Source organism: Brachybacterium sp. p3-SID957, assembly GCF_025144775.1.
GTDB classification, from domain to species: Bacteria; Actinomycetota; Actinomycetes; order Actinomycetales; family Dermabacteraceae; genus Brachybacterium; species Brachybacterium epidermidis.
Map to the genome: position 1 here is coordinate 1 of NZ_JALXKT010000016.1, position 15,523 is coordinate 15,523.

15 protein-coding genes, 1 pseudogene and 1 other annotated feature are annotated in these 15,523 nt (G+C 67.0%); of the genes and pseudogenes, 9 read left to right on the forward strand and 7 right to left on the reverse strand.

Annotated features, from left to right (window positions below; all coding sequences use genetic code 11):
• Positions 1-127 (forward strand): annotated as a pseudogene (locus tag M3B01_RS05285) (transposase); the annotation flags it as partial.
• Between the two features lie 29 nt (positions 128-156).
• On the opposite strand, the gene M3B01_RS05290 reads toward M3B01_RS05285, so the two are convergent.
• A protein-coding gene (locus tag M3B01_RS05290) for an IS3 family transposase (protein ID WP_259790014.1) occupies positions 157-1,421 on the reverse strand; the annotation gives its coding sequence in 2 pieces (ribosomal slippage) (positions 157-1,118 and positions 1,118-1,421; 1,266 coding nt in all).
• Positions 988-1,122 (reverse strand) — a sequence feature (AL1L pseudoknot). Its footprint overlaps the gene before it by 135 nt.
• 69 nt (positions 1,422-1,490) lie before the next feature.
• On the opposite strand from M3B01_RS05290, the gene M3B01_RS05295 reads away from it, so the two are divergent.
• The 4 genes from M3B01_RS05295 to M3B01_RS05310 all read left to right on the forward strand — a co-directional run bounded on the left by M3B01_RS05295 (position 1,491) and on the right by M3B01_RS05310 (position 4,809).
• Complete coding sequence (locus M3B01_RS05295) at positions 1,491-1,691, forward strand: hypothetical protein (RefSeq protein WP_259790016.1); 201 nt, start codon at positions 1,491-1,493, stop codon at positions 1,689-1,691.
• A 163-nt stretch (positions 1,692-1,854) separates the two neighbouring features.
• Positions 1,855-2,937, forward strand: a complete 1,083-nt coding sequence (locus M3B01_RS05300; protein WP_259790018.1) for a DUF262 domain-containing protein — start codon at positions 1,855-1,857, stop codon at positions 2,935-2,937.
• On the forward strand, positions 2,924-3,679 hold the full coding sequence (locus M3B01_RS05305) for an MAE_28990/MAE_18760 family HEPN-like nuclease (protein WP_259790020.1): 756 nt from the start codon (positions 2,924-2,926) through the stop codon (positions 3,677-3,679). Before M3B01_RS05300 ends, M3B01_RS05305 begins: the two co-directional genes overlap by 14 nt.
• Complete coding sequence (locus M3B01_RS05310) at positions 3,676-4,809, forward strand: DNA cytosine methyltransferase (RefSeq protein WP_259790021.1); 1,134 nt, start codon at positions 3,676-3,678, stop codon at positions 4,807-4,809. Before M3B01_RS05305 ends, M3B01_RS05310 begins: the two co-directional genes overlap by 4 nt.
• Here the strand turns inward: M3B01_RS05310 and M3B01_RS05315 are convergent.
• The 5 genes from M3B01_RS05315 to M3B01_RS05335 form a co-directional block, all read right to left on the reverse strand.
• Positions 4,745-5,779 carry an IS30 family transposase gene (locus M3B01_RS05315; protein WP_259790023.1) on the reverse strand — a complete coding sequence of 345 codons (1,035 nt, stop codon included), beginning with the start codon at positions 5,777-5,779 and terminating at the stop codon, positions 4,745-4,747. The genes M3B01_RS05310 and M3B01_RS05315 overlap by 65 nt on opposite strands.
• A gap of 92 nt (positions 5,780-5,871) precedes the next feature.
• Positions 5,872-7,500, reverse strand: coding sequence for an ABC transporter ATP-binding protein (locus tag M3B01_RS05320; RefSeq protein ID WP_259790024.1), 1,629 nt, complete (start codon positions 7,498-7,500; stop codon positions 5,872-5,874).
• Positions 7,500-8,516: an ABC transporter permease gene (locus M3B01_RS05325; RefSeq protein ID WP_228019168.1), complete on the reverse strand. Its 1,017-nt coding sequence runs from the start codon at positions 8,514-8,516 to the stop codon at positions 7,500-7,502. The genes M3B01_RS05320 and M3B01_RS05325 overlap by 1 nt, the downstream gene beginning before the upstream one ends.
• A 10-nt stretch (positions 8,517-8,526) precedes the next feature.
• Positions 8,527-9,549, reverse strand: a complete 1,023-nt coding sequence (locus M3B01_RS05330) for an ABC transporter permease (RefSeq protein ID WP_259790027.1) — start codon at positions 9,547-9,549, stop codon at positions 8,527-8,529.
• Positions 9,546-11,105, reverse strand: a complete 1,560-nt coding sequence (locus tag M3B01_RS05335; RefSeq protein ID WP_259790028.1) for an ABC transporter substrate-binding protein — start codon at positions 11,103-11,105, stop codon at positions 9,546-9,548. Before M3B01_RS05335 ends, M3B01_RS05330 begins: the two co-directional genes overlap by 4 nt.
• A 151-nt stretch (positions 11,106-11,256) precedes the next feature.
• Between M3B01_RS05335 and M3B01_RS05340 the strand changes: the two genes are divergently transcribed.
• The 4 genes from M3B01_RS05340 to M3B01_RS05355 all read left to right on the forward strand — a co-directional run bounded on the left by M3B01_RS05340 (position 11,257) and on the right by M3B01_RS05355 (position 13,867).
• A complete protein-coding gene (locus M3B01_RS05340) occupies positions 11,257-11,991 on the forward strand; it encodes a DUF1028 domain-containing protein (protein WP_259790030.1) in 735 nt (244 codons plus the stop codon).
• A gap of 190 nt (positions 11,992-12,181) precedes the next feature.
• A complete protein-coding gene (locus M3B01_RS05345; protein ID WP_259790032.1) occupies positions 12,182-12,553 on the forward strand; it encodes a hypothetical protein in 372 nt (123 codons plus the stop codon).
• Positions 12,554-12,736: 183 nt separating this feature from the next.
• Complete coding sequence (locus M3B01_RS05350; protein ID WP_193865627.1) at positions 12,737-13,249, forward strand: helix-turn-helix domain-containing protein; 513 nt, start codon at positions 12,737-12,739, stop codon at positions 13,247-13,249.
• Positions 13,250-13,279: 30 nt separating this feature from the next.
• Entirely contained in the window at positions 13,280-13,867 is a 588-nt protein-coding gene (locus tag M3B01_RS05355) for a PIN domain-containing protein (protein WP_193865628.1), read from the forward strand.
• Positions 13,868-13,888: 21 nt separating this feature from the next.
• Here M3B01_RS05355 and M3B01_RS05360 read toward each other — a convergent pair whose 3' ends face one another.
• A complete protein-coding gene (locus tag M3B01_RS05360; RefSeq protein WP_193865629.1) occupies positions 13,889-15,487 on the reverse strand; it encodes an FGGY family carbohydrate kinase in 1,599 nt (532 codons plus the stop codon).
• Positions 15,488-15,523: the final 36 nt, after the last annotated feature.

The window sequence follows — 15,523 nt, forward strand, 5'->3', positions numbered from 1 at the left end:
CCCCGCCGCACCCGAGGGCGTGCTTATGGTGACCAGCGACGCGCACTCCGGGTTGAAGCACGCGATCAAAGCCGTGCTGCCCGGCGCGTCATGGCAACGCTGCCGGGTCCACTTCGCCCGCAACATGAAGCGCCCTGGGTCTGATGGAGACTCGCGCTATTTGATTCCGACCAGCCGGTCGCGGTCGGCTTGGACAGCATAGAACGCGTTCTCGAACTCGGCGGGCGGGACGTCGCCGAGGTAGCCGTGGAGCCGCTGCTTGTTGTGCCAGTGCACCCAGCCGAGTGTCGCGAGCTCGAGGTCCTCGACGCTCTTCCACGGCCCGGACCTCGCGGGTCCGCGGACGAGTTCGGCTTTGTAGTAGCCGTTCACCGTCTCCGCCAGGGCGTTGTCATAGCTGTCGCCGACGGTCCCGATCGACGGTGTCGCGCCGATCTCCGCAAGCCGCTCTCCGTAGCGGATCGACGTGAATTGAGAGCCCGCATCGCTGTGACATCGCAGGTCGCCGTGGTGGTGCCCGCGGGACCAGCGGGCCATCTCGATCGCGTCGAGGATCATCTCGGTGCGCATGTATGACGCGACCCGCCAGCCCACGATCATGCGGGAGAACGCGTCGACGATGAAGCACACGTACGCGACACCGGTCCAGGTCGGCACGAACGTCAGATCCGTGACCCACAACCGGTTCGGGGCGGTCGCGGTGAACTCCCGGCGCACCAGATCCGGGTGCCGCGCCGACGCAGGGTCGGGCCTGGTGGTCTTCACCCGCTTCGAGCGTCTCGCGCCCTCGATCCCGGCGGCACGCATCAACCGCGCGGTCTGGTCGCGGCCGATCACGATCCCCGCCCGGCGGGCGGCCTTCCACAGCTTGCGGACCCCATAGACCCGGTAGTTCGTCTCCCACAGCTCGACAAGCTGCGGGATCAGCGCCTCATCCCGCACTGCACGGGCGGACGGCACCCGGGTCTTGGCGGCGTAGTAGCTGCTCGGAGCCACCTGCAGCAGCCTGCAGATGAGCTCGACCCCGAGCCGGCGACAGTCCACGACGTCATCCTTGTTCGCGTCGACGAACGCGACTACTTCCGATAATGGCGGTCGAGCTCCGCCCCGAAGAAAGACGCGGCCCGCTTGAGCACCTCGTTGGCCCGGCGAAGCTCACGGACCTCCTGTTCGAGCTCTTTCACCCGTTGCGCCTCAGCCGAACTCACACCGGGCGTGACGCCGTCATCGATGTCGGCCTGCTTCACCCACATCCGCACCGACTCGACCCCATACCCGAGCTGCGTCGCGACTCGCTGCACCGTCCCCTGGGAGGCGCCGAGTTCGGCGCGCAACGTCCTCACCATCCGCACCGCGGCGGCCTTCTCCTCGTCCGAGTAGCGACGCGTCGTCGGCTTCCCGTTCGACAGTTCCTTCGGCATAACCCCATCCTCGTTTCCAAGGTCAGGAGCCTCCAACAAACTCAGGGCGCTTCATGGGGCATCCCCGCCATGCTGCTGGCCGTGGCCTACTTCTATGCCGCCGCGATCTGCACCACGATCATCAACGACGGCGGCCCCGGCTGGCTGTACCTGCTGGTCCTGCTGTTCGTCTGGGATGCCTTCAAGTTCCTCTGGATCGGACCAGTCAGCCTCGTCCAGCTCGCACACGTCGGGGCGCAGGAACGGAGGGCCCACAAGCTGCCGACGTAGGGGAGCGTGGCGGCGGTCCACGGATGTCGGAGGCCTCCGGCATCCTGGGACGCGGGCTTGGCGCTCGCCCGCCTGTCGTCCCCGCGGCGACGGCAGCGCGCCGGTACCCTATAGGGAGGCGTACCTGTCGGAGGTGACGCACGTAGAAGGAGGAGGTGCTGTGGTGGCGCATTCCAAGGAGCGACCGACTGCTGAGCAGATCGAACTTGCCGAAGCACAGATCGTTGAGCAGTCCAAGCGCATCGACTTCTACATCACTGAGTACTCCGTCGAGATACTCGCACAGAAGGTCCGGGATGGCGAGTATGTTGTTCCCGCCTATCAGCGAGAGTTTACCTGGGAAGATCGACGCAAATCGCGGTTCATCGAATCGTTGATCATGGGCCTGCCCATCCCCTTCATCTTCTTCTGGGAGATGCCGGATGGACGCCTGGAGATTGTGGACGGGTCTCAGCGCCTTCGCACGATTGCAGAGTTCATCTATGGCGGATTGGCGCTCGGCGAACTCGACCCTCTGACTCATCTGTCAGGGTTCCAATTCGACGATCTGCCCGAATCTAGGCAGCGCAAGATCAAGAACCGTTCGGTGCGGGGCATTGTTCTGAACGAGCACGCTGACGAAGCGGCACGACTCGACATGTTCGAGCGCATCAACACCGGCAGCAAGAACGCCAACACCGCCGAAATTCGCAGAGGTGCGCTTGCTGGTCCATTCATCGAACTGGTGATGGAACTTGCCGATGAGCCGCTCTTGGCTCAACTCGCACCGATATCCGCTAAGGCCAAGAAGGAGCGTGGCTACGAAGAGTTGGTCACTCGATTCTTCGCCTACGGCGATGGCTTGGAAAACTACCGCGACCGTCCTTCCGACTTCCTGTTCGCGTATTCCAAGAAGATGAACGAAGAGTTCGCGTCGGACTCGGAATTGGCCGACAGGTATCGCCAACGCTTCAAAACTGTCCTCGACTTTGTCTCACAAAACTTCCCGTTCGGATTCAAGAAGACAGAAACGGGGGCAGCGACACCGAGGACGCGTTTCGAGTCCATTGCGATCGGCGTCGCACTCGCCCTGGAGGAGAAGCCCGAGATTGCTGATCGTGCAGCCGATCAGGTCGATGTCGGCTCGTGGATTAACTTGCCGGAGTTCCAGAGGATCACCAGTTCTGACGGAGCGAACGCGATCGCTCGACTCCGTGGTCGTATCGAGTTCGTCAAGGACAAGTTGGTCGGCGATGGCAACGACTGAACTCGCACCCTTCTTTGACGAGAGGTATGCAGAGATTGAGGCATACCTCTCGTTTCTACAGAACGTTGAAGACGCGGCTCGGGAAGGGGCTCCGCGACTCCGCGGAACTGATGCTCCGATCACAACTGATCAGAAGAAAATTCTGAACTCGAGTCTCTACCTCCAGCTCTACAACCTTGTTGAAGCCACGGTGCTCCGGTGTCTCGAAGCAGTTGTTCTTGCCATCGAAGAGGCCGAGCGCCGCCCGAGCGAACTGAGCATCGGGCTCAGGACCGAATGGGTGCGCTCCATCGCACGCACCCATAGCGACCTAGGCCCCGAGAAGCGTCTCGAAGCAGCTCTTGATCTATGCGAACAGTTGTTGCAGCAGATGCCCATCAGGGGTTTCCAGATTGAGCGCGGGGGCGGCGGAAACTGGGACGATTCTTCGATCGAGAAAATCTGTGAACGAGTCGGCTGCGGGCTGGTATTTTCTCCCAGTGTCGCTAAAGCGGCGAAGCGTCATATTCGCGACGACATGGGTGCGCTAAAGCTGGTCAAGAATCGACGCAATGGACTTGCGCACGGCTCACTCTCGTTCGTTGACTGCAGCGATGGCGTGACGGTATCCGAGCTTCAACGGGTCGCGACCGCCGTAGGCGACTACTTGAAAGAAGCCGTTGCGTGCTTCGTCAGTTTTATTGAAATCGAGATTACTAAGAGTGAAGTGCAAGAAGAGGAGGAAGGGGTGATTGCCTCGTGACGGAAAATGCGAACGCTCCCACCATTCGTGCGATCGACTTGTTCTGTGGGGTTGGCGGGCTCACTCACGGCCTCTCCCGGGCGGGCATCGAAGTTGTAGCCGGAATCGACATTGATCCGGCGTGCAAGTATCCCTACGAAGCCAACAACAAGTCCAGGTTCATTGAGGGCGACGTCAACGAACTCTCTGCGTCTGAGGTGTCGGAGATGATTGGCGGAGCCGACATCAGCATGATTGCGGGATGCGCGCCGTGCCAACCTTTCTCAACCTATAGCCGGTCAGGTAGGAGTAAGAAGCGCGGCGACGACTGGCAGCTTGTTGAGACGTTCGGCAAGCTGGTGAAGGAAGTTCAACCTGATCTTGTCACGATGGAGAATGTTCCTCAGTTGCTCGACCATCCCGTCTTCGATCAGTTCTTGGAGAACTTGACTGGATACTCGGTTGAGTGGTCTGTCGTTCAAGCGGTCCGGGTTGGCATCCCGCAGACGCGCAAGCGCTTGGTTCTCATCGCCTCGAAGCTTGGTGCCAACGGCCTTACGCTGGCGCAAGACAACGGGAGTGTGAAGACCGTTCGCGAGGCCATCGGCCGCCTCCGTCCTATCGGGGCTGGCGAATCCGACCCGAATGACCGCCTTCATGTCGCATCACGATTGAGCAAGACCAATCTTGAACGGATACGCCACTCGAAGCCGGGCGGTACCTGGCGTGATTGGCCCGACGAGCTCCAGGCAGCTTGTCATCGAAAGAGCACCGGTGCCACGTATCCGAGTGTGTATGGCCGGATGTCGTGGGACGACGCGAGCCCGACCATCACGACCCAGTGCTTTGGATACGGGAACGGGCGATTCGGCCACCCCGAGCAGGACCGTGCCATTTCCTTGCGCGAGGCTGCGATCCTGCAGACCTTCCCACCCAAGTACAAGTTCGTACCTCCCGGTGAGCCCGTGCGGTTCAGCGTGCTGGGCCGGCTTATTGGCAACGCTGTACCCGTGCGCCTGGGGGAAGTTGTTGGGCAGACGATCGTCGCGCACGCTTCGCATTTCAGGGCGTCGGAGAACGGCGATGTCAAGGCGTCGAAGCAACATGGGGCTCGCCGGCGAGCAGTCGAGCGAATGCCTCGGTGGGCGTGAGATAGCCCAGTCGGCGGCGGGGTTGATTGTTGATCTCCTCGGCGATGGTGGTGAGGTAGGGCTGGTGATCGGGGATCACCGTGCCCTTGGGCAGATACTCCCGGTAGAGCCGGTTCGTGTTCTCGTTGCTGGGCCTCTGCCAGGGCGAGTGGGGATCGGCGAAGTAGACCGGCATCGCCGTGGCCAGGGAGACCTTCGCGTGCTGGGCCATCTCGCTGCCCTGGTCCCACGCCAACGATGCCTTCATCATCTCGGGCAGGTCGTTGAAATACTCGATGACCGCGTCAGCGGTTGGCTCGGCGTGTTTCGAGGGCAGGGCCAGCAGCCCGGTGAACCCGCTCATCCGCTCCACCAGCGTCGCCGCGCACGAGGCACCATTCTTCCCGATGATCAGGTCACCCTCCCAGTGCCCCGGCACCCGACGCTGGGCGGCGTCCTCACCTCGCTCCGCGATCGGGACCATACCTACGATTGGGCCACCGCGCGTCCGCCCGGTCGTACGTGGTCGGCGCTTGGTCCGCTTGGACTGCAAGAAGATCCCGCGCCGGGCGAGCTCACCGCGTGGGATCGCGTAGATGTACTGGTAGATCGCCTCACCGGAGACGGTGCGGCCCTGGACATCGGGAGAGTTCGCCATACGGCCAACAGTCGGGTCTGCGGCCTCCAGACGCAACCGGCCCGCTATCTCGTTCGGCGTCCACGACGCGGCCAGATCCGCCTCCACCCTCGCCTGCAGCACCGGATCCCGAGCGACCTTCCGCTGCTGCGGGCGAGCCCGCCGACGCTGCGCTCTGACGTCTGCGGTCACGGCTTGGTAGCCGCGGGTCTTCGTCGAGTTCCGGTGAAGCTCCCGCGAGATCACCGACGGGCAACGCCCCAGGTGACGGGCGATCCTCCGCACCGACCAGCCCGCTTTCGAGGCCGTCGAGATCTCCGACCTGTCACTGAACGACAACCCCACCCGCGCCATCCGCACACTCCACCGATCAGACCCCCGCCGACCGGGAGTGTTGCTTCGACGCTATGACACCACCGAGAGGCTCCGACCTTGTTAAGAGATTCCTACACCCCACTAGCCGCCCGCGGCTCCGCTGGCGGGATCGCGGCCAGCAGCATCTTGGTGTAGTCCTCGCGGGGGTCGGCGAACAGCTCGGACGCTTCGCGGTGCTCCACGGCGCGGCCCTTCTGCATCACCAGCACGTCGTGGCTCATCTGCTGCACCACGGCGAGATCGTGCGCGATGAACAGGTAGGTGAGGCCCAGCTCGCCCTGCAGCTCCCGCAGCAGGTCCAGCACCTTGGCCTGCACGGACACGTCCAGGGCACTGGTGGCCTCGTCCAGGATGATCACGTCCGGCTCCAGGGCGAGAGCGCGGGCGATGGAGACGCGCTGGCGCTGACCACCGGAGAGCTCGTGCGGGAAGCGGGAGGCGAAGTCGCGCGGCAGGTGCACCAGGTCCAGCAGCTCCTGCACCCTGCCCTTCCGCGCGCCCTTGTCCTTACCGCCGAGCCGGTGCACCTTTAGCGGCTCCGCGATCGAGGCGCCGATCTCGGTGCGCGGGTTCAGGGAGGAGAACGGGTCCTGGAACACCATCGCCAGGCGGCGTCGCACATCGCGCCGCTCTCCGCGGGACAGCTGGAACAGGTCCGTGCCCGTCAGGGTCGCGGTGCCCGCCTCGGGCTCGACCAGGCCGGTGAGGGCATTCGCGATGGTGGACTTGCCGGAGCCGGACTCCCCCACGATCCCCAGGGTGTGCCCCTTGCGCACCTGGAAGGACACGTCGTCCACCGCGTGGATGGTGCGGGATCCGGTGGGGGTGCGCACCTGGAACTTCACGTCGAGGTCCTGCACGTCCAGCAACACCGGGGATTCCCCCGGCGGGGTGGGTGGGGCGGCCACGCCGATCAGCGGGCGCGCGTCCAGCAGCTCCCGGGTGTACGCCTCGCGGGGGCCGGCGAAGATGTCCTGCACCGGGGCCTGCTCCACGATGTTCCCGTGGCGCAGCACCGTGACGTCGTCGGCCACCTGACCGATCACGCCCAGGTCGTGGCTGATCCAGATCACCGCACTGCCCAGTCGCTCCTGCAGGTCCCACACCAGCTCGATGATCTGCCGCTCCGTGGTCACGTCCAGCGCCGTCGTCGGCTCATCGGCGATCAGCAGCTCCGGCTCGCACGCCAGGGCGATCGCGATCATCACGCGCTGGCGCTGACCACCGGAGAGCTGATGCGGGAAGGAGTGCAGGCGGTCCTCCGGGTCCGGGAGGCCCACCGCCTCCAGCAGCTCGAGTGCCCGGCGCCGGGCCTCCTTCGGGGTGCCGCGGCCGTGGGCCTCCAGCGACTCGGTGATCTGCCGCTGGATTGTCAGCAGCGGGTTCAGCGAGGTCGACGGGTCCTGGAACACGAAGCCGATGCGGGAGCCGTGCACCTTGCGCAGCTGCGCCGGCGTCGCACCGATCAGCTCGGTGCCCCCCGCGAGCACTGAGGAGCCGGTGGCCTTGGAGGCGGGGGCATCCATCAGCCCGGTGGCGGCCAGCACGGTCATCGACTTGCCGGAGCCGGATTCGCCCACCAGGCCCACCGTCTGCCCCTTCTGCACGGAGAACGAGATGTCTTCGACGATGGTGCGCCGGCCGATGGTCACCTTCAGGTCACGCACGTCCAGCACGGACTCACGCAGGGAAGCGCTCATCACTTCATCCTCGCTTCCATCAGGCTGCGCTGCTTGGGGTCCATCACGTCGCGCAGGCCATCGCCGAACAGGTTGAAGGCCAGCACCGTCACGAAGATCGCGGCACCGGGGAACACGGCCATCCACCAGGCCTGCCCGATCCACGACTGCGCATCGAAGATCATCCGCCCCCAGGACGGCTCCGGCGGCTGGATGCCCATGCCCAGGAACGACAGGGTGGCCTCGGTGAGGATCGCGAAGGCGAGGGAGACGGAGGTCTGCACGATCAGCGGCGCCATGATGTTGGGCAGCACGTGCCGGGTGAGGATGAACAGGTGCCCGGTGCCCATGGTGCGGGACACCTGCACGTACGGCTCCACGCTCACCGACAGGGTGGAAGCTCGGGAGACGCGCGCGAAGATCGGCGTGTACACCACGCCCACGGCCAGCATGGTGGTCCACTTGCCGGTGCCCAGGATCGCCACGATCACCAGGGCCAGCAGCACCACCGGGAACGCGAACAGCACGTCCACCAGCCGCATCAGCACCGTGTCCACGATGCCCCGCACGTACCCGGCGGTCACACCGATCGCGGTGCCCACGCCCAGAGCGAAGGCCACGGAGATCAGCGCCACCTGCAGGGAGGTCTCGGTGGAGGCGATCACGCGGCTGAACACGTCGCGGCCGAGATCGTCGGTGCCGAAGAGGTGATCGGCGCTGGGACCCTGCAGGGAGTTCAGCACGTCGGTGGAGTTGATGCCGTAGGGGATCAGCCAGCGGCCGAACACCGCCACCAGCACCACCAGCAGCAGCACCAGGGCCGAGATCACGGTGACCGGGTTGGAGAACAGCACCCGCCAGGTGGGGCGGCGCTGCTCGGTGGGAGCGTCGACGTCGGCCGACGGATCCGCGGGATCACCCGAGCCCGTGGGGTTCGCGGGCTCGGCGGGATCGGCCGGAGTGCCCTGGGCGGCAGGGTCGACGGGATCGGCCAGCTCGGCCGCCTCTGCGGCGGCACGCGGGTCGTTCTGACTCATCGCAGCCTCCTCACGACAGCCGGATCCGGGGGTCGACGACGGCGTACAGCACGTCGACCACGAAGTTCACCAGCAGGAACAGGGCCGCCACCAGCAGCACGCCACCCTGCACCACCGGGTAGTCGCGGGCCTCGACGCTGTCGTAGATCAGCCGGCCCAGGCCCGGCCAGGCGAACACCACCTCCACCACCATCAGCCCCGAGAGGATCGTGGCCAGCTGGATGCCGGTGATGGTGAGGATGGGGATCAGTGCGTTGCGCACGATGTGGCGGCTCAGCACGGTGCGCGGCGCGAGGCCCTTGGAGCGGGCGGTGCGCACGTAGCCGGAGCTCTTGACCTCCAGCACCGCGGATCTGACGTATCTGGTGATGATGGCGGCGGCCACCAGTCCGGAGGTGGCGCCGGGCAGGATCACGTGCCGGGCCCACTGCAGCGGGTCCTCCGTCAGCGCCGTATACCCGTAGGAGGGCAGCCAGCCCAGCACCGCGGCGAACAGCATGATCAGCAGCACGCCCAGCCAGAAGTCCGGCACGGACACACCGAACTGGCTGGTCACGCGCACGATCGCATCGGAGGCCCTGCCCTCGCGCAGCGCCGAGTAGATCCCGGCGGGGATCGCGATCACCAGGGCGATCAGGATCGCCACGGCCGCGAGCGAGGCGGTGGCCGGCAGGCGCTGCAGCAGCAGGTCGGTGACCGAGCGGCCGCTGCGGAAGCTCACCCCGAGGTCCCCGGTGAACACTCCGCCCAGGTAGCTGAAGAACTGCACGATCAGCGGGCGGTCCAGCCCGGAGCGCTCCAGCAGGGCGTCGTAGGAGGACTGGGTGAAGCGGGTCCCCAGGGCCACCCGGATCGGGTCGCCGGGCACCAGGTGCAGCATCGTGAACACCACGATGATCACACCCAGCAGCACCACCAGGGAGTACCCGAGGCGGCGCAGCACGAACTGCACGGTGGGGTTGCGCAGCCACCCGGGCAGGCGGCTGGAGGAGCCTGCTGCGGCGCGCGACCCGGCGGAGCCGGTCGCGGTCACTGGTTCAGGGAGGTGTCGCGGAAGCGGATGGCGGCGTCACCGCGGGCCTCGTAGCCCTCGACCTCCGGCACCCATGCCTGCAGCACCGCCGGGTTGTACAGGTAGATGTAGCTGCACTCGTCAGCGATGATCGTGGCGGCCTCGCCGTAGATCTCCTTGCGGCGTGCCTCGTCGGGCTCGGCGCCGCCCTCCTCCAGCAGCCGGTCCACCTCGGGGTTGGAGTAGCTCTGGCGGTTGTTGGCGCCCTCGGAGTGGTGCTGGGCGTAGTAGAAGCCGGAGGGGTCGATGTTGCCCAGCCAGCCCATCATCAGCATGTCGAAGTTGCCCTCGTTCTGCTCGGCCAGCCAGGTCGCGAAGTCCGCGGTGGAGATCTCCACGGTGATCCCGAACGGCGAGAGCTGATCAGCGATCAGCTGGGCGGAGCTGACCGTCTCGGGGTACTCAGAGGTGGCCATGAAGCGGATCGTGGTGCCGTCCACCCCGCCGGCGGCGTCGAACAGCTCCTGCGCCTTGTCCGGGTCGGTGGAGTAGGTGCTGTACTCGTGGTACCAGGAGGAGGTCTCCGGGATGGCCAGCTGGTTGGCCACGGCCGTGCCCTGGGTGGAGGCCTGGATGATGGCCTCGCGGTCGATGGCGTAGGCGATGCCCTGGCGGGCCTCCACCGTGTCCCAGGGGGCGTTGGCGATGTTCAGCGCCAGGTACCAGTAGTCGTTGGAGGGCACCTGGCCCAGCACCAGCTCATCGTTGCCCTCGATCTGCTCCACCCGCTGCGGCTCGAAGGAGTCCGTCCAGTGCACCTCGGAGTTCTGCAGGGCGGTGACGGCGGTGGACCCCTCGGAGATGAACCGGAAGGTGACACCGCCCAGCGCCGGGGCGCCGCCCCAGAAGTCCGGGTTGGCCTCCAGGGCGATGCTGTCACCAGTGACGTAGTCGGCCAGCTTGAACGGACCGGTGCCGATGGGCGAGGTGACGATGTCGCCGGAGTCCACGTTGTCCTGCTTGACGATCGCCAGGCCCTTGAAGTTGCCCAGGTTGGCCAGCAGGTCCGGGGTGGGGGCACCCACGGCGATCACCACGGTGCCGGCGTCGGGCGCCTCCACCGATTCGATGGCGGCCAGGCGCCAGGCGTTGGCGAGCTCCTCGTCGATGATCCGGTTGTAGGAGTACACGACGTCATCGGCGGTGAACTCGCTGCCGTCGTGCCAGGTGACGCCCTCGCGCAGGGTGAAGGTGTAGGTCAGCTGGTCGTCGCTGACCTCCCAGTCCTCGGCGAGCGCTCCCACCATCTCCAGGTTCTCGTCGGGCTCGACGAGGGTGTCGAAGATGTTCTCCAGCACCTGGAAGGAGAAGTAGGCGGTGGTGCTGTGGGGGTCCAGCTGGTCCGGCTCACCGGCGATCGCGGCGATCAGCTCGGCGCCGTCGACGGCCCCGCCGCCGTCGGAGCCGGCGCCCCCGCCGTCGAGGTCGACGTCCTCCCCGCCGCCGGAGCAGGCGGCGAGAAGCGCTGCCCCCGAGACTCCGGAGGCGGCCAGAAGAGTGCGGCGGTCGAGCTTCATGAGAGGTCCTTCCCCGGGGCGAGATGCTGCGGCATCGCGAGCTGTCTTCCCACTGTGGTCCAGGACACTCTCCGGATGGGTGAAGATTGGACGGATGTGCTGGATCGTTGTGCATTCGTGATCGCTTTCCCAGACTCGTCGGAAGGGCCCCATGACGTTCTCCCTCGCCGTGGTCGACCCGCTGCACGGGCTGCTCGGGACGGCCTCGGCCTCGCGCTCGCTTGCCGTGGGCAACGCCGTGATGATCGTGGATCCCGCCCGTGGCGTCTCGATCAGTCAGGCCGCCACCAACCGCGGACTGCACGGGGCGCTGCTGTCAGGGCTGGAAGCACCGGGTGCCACGCCCGAGGCTGCGCTGGCTGCGGCGCTGGCCACCGATGACCAGCCGGAGCGGCGCCAGTGCGGGGTGCTGGACCTGACCGGCCGCGGTGCCGCCCACACGGGGGAGCTCAATGTCGGCTGGGCGGGCCATTCGCACGGCGGGACGGCCGCAGCGGCCGGCTGGGAGGGCCTCTCGGAGGGCAGCGGCGTGCACATCCACGACGGCCTCCATCGGCCCTCGCTGATCGCGCTGGGCAACTGCCTGGCCGGCCCCGAGGTGCTGGAGGCGATGACCCGCACGGTGCGCTCCTCCGGCTCCGGCGACGGCCTGGCTCTGTCCCTGGTTCAGGCGCTGATCGCGGCCGACGACGCCGGTGGTGACATCCGGGGCCGACAGTCCGCCGCCGTGATGGTGGCCCGCATCGACCCGGAGGCGAGCTGGCCGTTCACCAGCATCGTTGACCTGCGGGTGGACGACGACCCCGAGGCCCCGACCACGCTGCGTGCTCTGCTGGGCACCTGGCTGGACCATGCCGCCGAGCGCAGGCTCGTGGGGAGGCGGTGAGGGCAGGCTGGTGGGTCGGCGCAGAGGGCAGGCTCGTGGGCCGACGCTGAGGGCAGGCTCGTGGGCCGGCGCTGAGCGCACTAACCGGGCGGCGGTGGTCCGGCGGTCGGCTCCCCGCACCCGGGGCCGTCCCTGCGGATGGGGAGTTCTCCCCCTCCCCAAGCTCTCTGGACTTTGCCACCATGGGTGCATGGCTCAACGACAGCGCCACCTTGCCGCCGCACTTCTGGCCGGCGCCGTGCTGCTGCCACTGGCCGCGTGCGAGACGAGCTCCATCAAGAGCAGCTGCGACACGGACAGCTCCTGCCGCATCGAGATCACCGGCAACAGCCTGCACGACCTGCCTCGCCCCCTCGATGCCTCCCACGGCTACGAGAAGCCCGCGGACATGCACGACAAGATCCATCTGGACCAATCGACCGAGGGCGGACCAGCCGCCGTCGAGCTGAACGCCGATCCCTACGAATGCTCGGTCGGGGAATCGTTCACCGTCATCGACACCACCTTCGCCTGCACCGAGATCGGCGAGGACTCGATCGCGCTGGAGACCGTGCGGAACTGACGCCGGACAAAGACGACGTGGATCACCCACACCAGCGCTTTCGTAACTTTCGCAACCGGTGTAGTATCGCAGTTCAGGGGTCGGCAGAACACCCAGGCGCTCGACCTCGCGGGCGATCCCGCGAAATCGTGACCGCACGTACAGCCGATCACCCGCACGCAGCACGGACGACGAGGACTCTCCATGCCTGAATCAGCCATCATTCCCAGCGTCCACACCGTTGAGACCCCCCGGGCAGCCGACGCCTCCGGGAAGCTGCTGAGCTTCGTCGTCGCACACGAACAGCGGCATGGAACCGCCCCGTCCCCATCGTTCTTCCTCACGGGTGCCGACGAGCATGACCGTGTGGAGCTCTCAGCGGAACTCTTCGCGATCCTGAAAGAGGCCGCGACCGCTCTACAGCGCGGCCAGTCGGTGAGCATCGTGGCCAGGGACCAGGAGGTCACCACGCAACAGGCCGCAGAGATCCTCGGGCTCAGTCGGCCGACGGTCGTGAAGCTCATCGATGCGGGTGAGATCCCCGCTCGAATACCTGGCAAGCAACGCCGAAAGCTCCGGTTGAAGGATGTCCTCTGCTACCGGGATTCCCTCCACGATCGTCGGACCGACTTCATCTCCGACACATCGTCCGAGTACGACCAGAGTACCCAGGCTGATATCGCTGAGGCCCTTCGCGAGGCTAGGGACCGGGCCTGAACGTCGGGTGCCCCTGGCACACTGAGACAGGTGTACCGCGCCGTTCTTGACACCTGTGTGCTCGTGCCCGATCTGCAACGGGACTTCCTGTTGCAGATCGCGGCCGAGCACGGCTTCGCGCCACTGTGGGGTACTGGCATCATCACGGAACTCGAGTACGTGCTTCGCCGTCTCGACGAGAGACGTGGTCTGACGGCGAACCACGATGCCCGGCAACGGCTGCTGCGTCAGATGGACGAAGCATTCCCCGGATCCACCATCATCGCTCCGAAGTCTGGCACCTACCCGTACGACCTTCGAGATCCAGACGACGGTCACGTCGCCCACGCTGCGATCATGGGCAAGGCTGACGCGATCGTCACCGATGACCGGCGCAGTGGCCTCGCCAGTTGCGCCGCACTTCAGGAGGCCACGGTGGAGGTGCTTTCCGCCCAGGACTTCGCAGCCAACACAGTGATTGCTCACCGTGCCGAAGCTGTTCGCGCACTCCAGATCCTTGCGAGCCGTCGGCAACGGCCGCCGCAGTCCCCCCGTCAACTGCTCGTCCAGCTGCGCAACCGTCACGGCCTGGATGAGGTGTACGAGCATCTGGCGCCAGCAGTGCCCAGCCAGGGCTGAGCTCCAAATTTCTCCGCGGTCTCAGCCCACTCGGGCGAACTCGGCGACCGCCCCGTACAGCCTCCGGTGCACCGGCCGCAGCTCGGCATAGGCGACAACCGCCGACGGGTCCGGTGCGGTCACGTCCCCACCCTGCTCGGCGAGCGGGACAATGCCGTGGTCCAGATCCAGGGCGTCGGCACCCGCGAGCGCAGCACCGAGCAGGGTCGCATCCGACCCGTCGGCGTGCAGCACGGGCCGACCGGTGACGTCGGCCAGGATCCGCCGCCAGGGTGCCGAGGCCGCTCCCCCGCCGACCACGGGCAGCAGCTGCCCGGCGCTGGCGGGATCGAGCGCGTGCGAGAGGGCCAGTGCGACCCCTTCGAGGGTCGCGGCGTAGAGGTCGGTCGCACCGGTTGTGGCATCGATGCCGAACACCGCCCCGCGCAGGACGTCATCCCGCACGGGGAACCGTTCACCGCCCAACGAGGGCAGCACCAGCAGGCCCGTCGGCCCGCGGCCGCGCTCGCGTTCACGGGCCTCGAGCATCTGATCGGCGGCGGTCGCGTCGGCATCTGAGAGGTAGGCGCGCCGCGCCCAGGCCGCAGCTGCCCCAGCGGCGAGGATCGCGGAGATGTGCAGCTCAGCGCCGCCGCCGAGGGCGAGCCGGTGCGAGGCCGGGTCCGAGGTCGAGATCGAGGCCGGGTTCGAGGTCGAGAGCGATGCCAGGTTCGAGGCACCGTTCGCGGCCCGGTCCGAGCCGCCAGCTGCAGCCCGGTCCTGCGCGGCGCGTCGAACGCTCGCGATCCAGCCGCTGGTTCCCAGGGAGACGTGGTCCTGGCCGGGGGCGAGGCCGGTGATCCCCAGCGTCGCGGCACCCGCATCACCGGGCGCGAGCACGATCGGAACACCGGCGGGCACACCCAGCAGGGCGGGGGCGGACTTGTCGGTGTGGCCCACGACCTCCCCGACGGAACTGGTCAGGTACGGCAGGAGGGCCGGGTCGATCCCGGCGGCGCGGGCCAACGCAGGTGACCAGGTGCGGGTGCAGGCATCGAGCAGTCCGGTGGCCGCAGCGGTGGTCAGGTCGCAGTGGAGCCCGGCCCCGAGGACGTGCGCGAGGTGCCCGGCGGGGCCGAACACCAGGCCGCGGGCGCGACGGACGGACTCGGGCTCGTGGCGCACAAGGCGCCGGAACATCGCGGCGCAGCTGCTGGCGTCCTGCAGGTTCCCGGTGATGCGGTCCCAGTCCTCGCCGTCGCGGGCGAGGTCCGTGCAGATCTCGTCGTGCTCGGTGCCCGCACGCAGGTCGGTGTACAGCACGGCGGGTCGCACAGCACCGTGCTCGGGAGCCAGACCCTCCCGCGCGCCACCCACATCTCTGTGTGCGCCCTCGAGGACCAGGTCCTGCATCTGGCCGGTCAGGCACAGTGCGGCGACCTCGACCCAGGCCGGGAGGACTTCGGTGATCGCGATACGGGCGGCGCGCACCCAGTGGTCCGGGTCCTGCTCGGTGCCGCCGTCCGGGGTGTGACAGGTGGGGTACGCGGCACTCGCCGCGCCGTGGAGGTGCCCCTCGAGGTCGAGCAGTGCGGCCTTCGCCGCAGAGGTGCCGAGGTCGAGGGTGAGCAGACCGAGCATGGGGTCACGGTAGCCGGTCGGATGTGCCCGGCAGTC

Coding starts and splice junctions, on each gene's coding strand:
- M3B01_RS05320 (WP_259790024.1), bottom strand. CDS start 7,500: ATGAGCGCTTCCCTGCGTGAGTCCGTGCTGGACGTGCGTGACCTGAAG.
- M3B01_RS05325 (WP_228019168.1), bottom strand. CDS start 8,516: ATGAGTCAGAACGACCCGCGTGCCGCCGCAGAGGCGGCCGAGCTGGCC.
- M3B01_RS05335 (WP_259790028.1), bottom strand. CDS start 11,105: ATGAAGCTCGACCGCCGCACTCTTCTGGCCGCCTCCGGAGTCTCGGGG.
- M3B01_RS05340 (WP_259790030.1), top strand. CDS start 11,257: ATGACGTTCTCCCTCGCCGTGGTCGACCCGCTGCACGGGCTGCTCGGG.
- M3B01_RS05295 (WP_259790016.1), top strand. CDS start 1,491: ATGCTGCTGGCCGTGGCCTACTTCTATGCCGCCGCGATCTGCACCACG.
- M3B01_RS05315 (WP_259790023.1), bottom strand. CDS start 5,779: ATGGCGCGGGTGGGGTTGTCGTTCAGTGACAGGTCGGAGATCTCGACG.
- M3B01_RS05305 (WP_259790020.1), top strand. CDS start 2,924: ATGGCAACGACTGAACTCGCACCCTTCTTTGACGAGAGGTATGCAGAG.
- M3B01_RS05360 (WP_193865629.1), bottom strand. CDS start 15,487: ATGCTCGGTCTGCTCACCCTCGACCTCGGCACCTCTGCGGCGAAGGCC.
- M3B01_RS05350 (WP_193865627.1), top strand. CDS start 12,737: ATGCCTGAATCAGCCATCATTCCCAGCGTCCACACCGTTGAGACCCCC.
- M3B01_RS05345 (WP_259790032.1), top strand. CDS start 12,182: ATGGCTCAACGACAGCGCCACCTTGCCGCCGCACTTCTGGCCGGCGCC.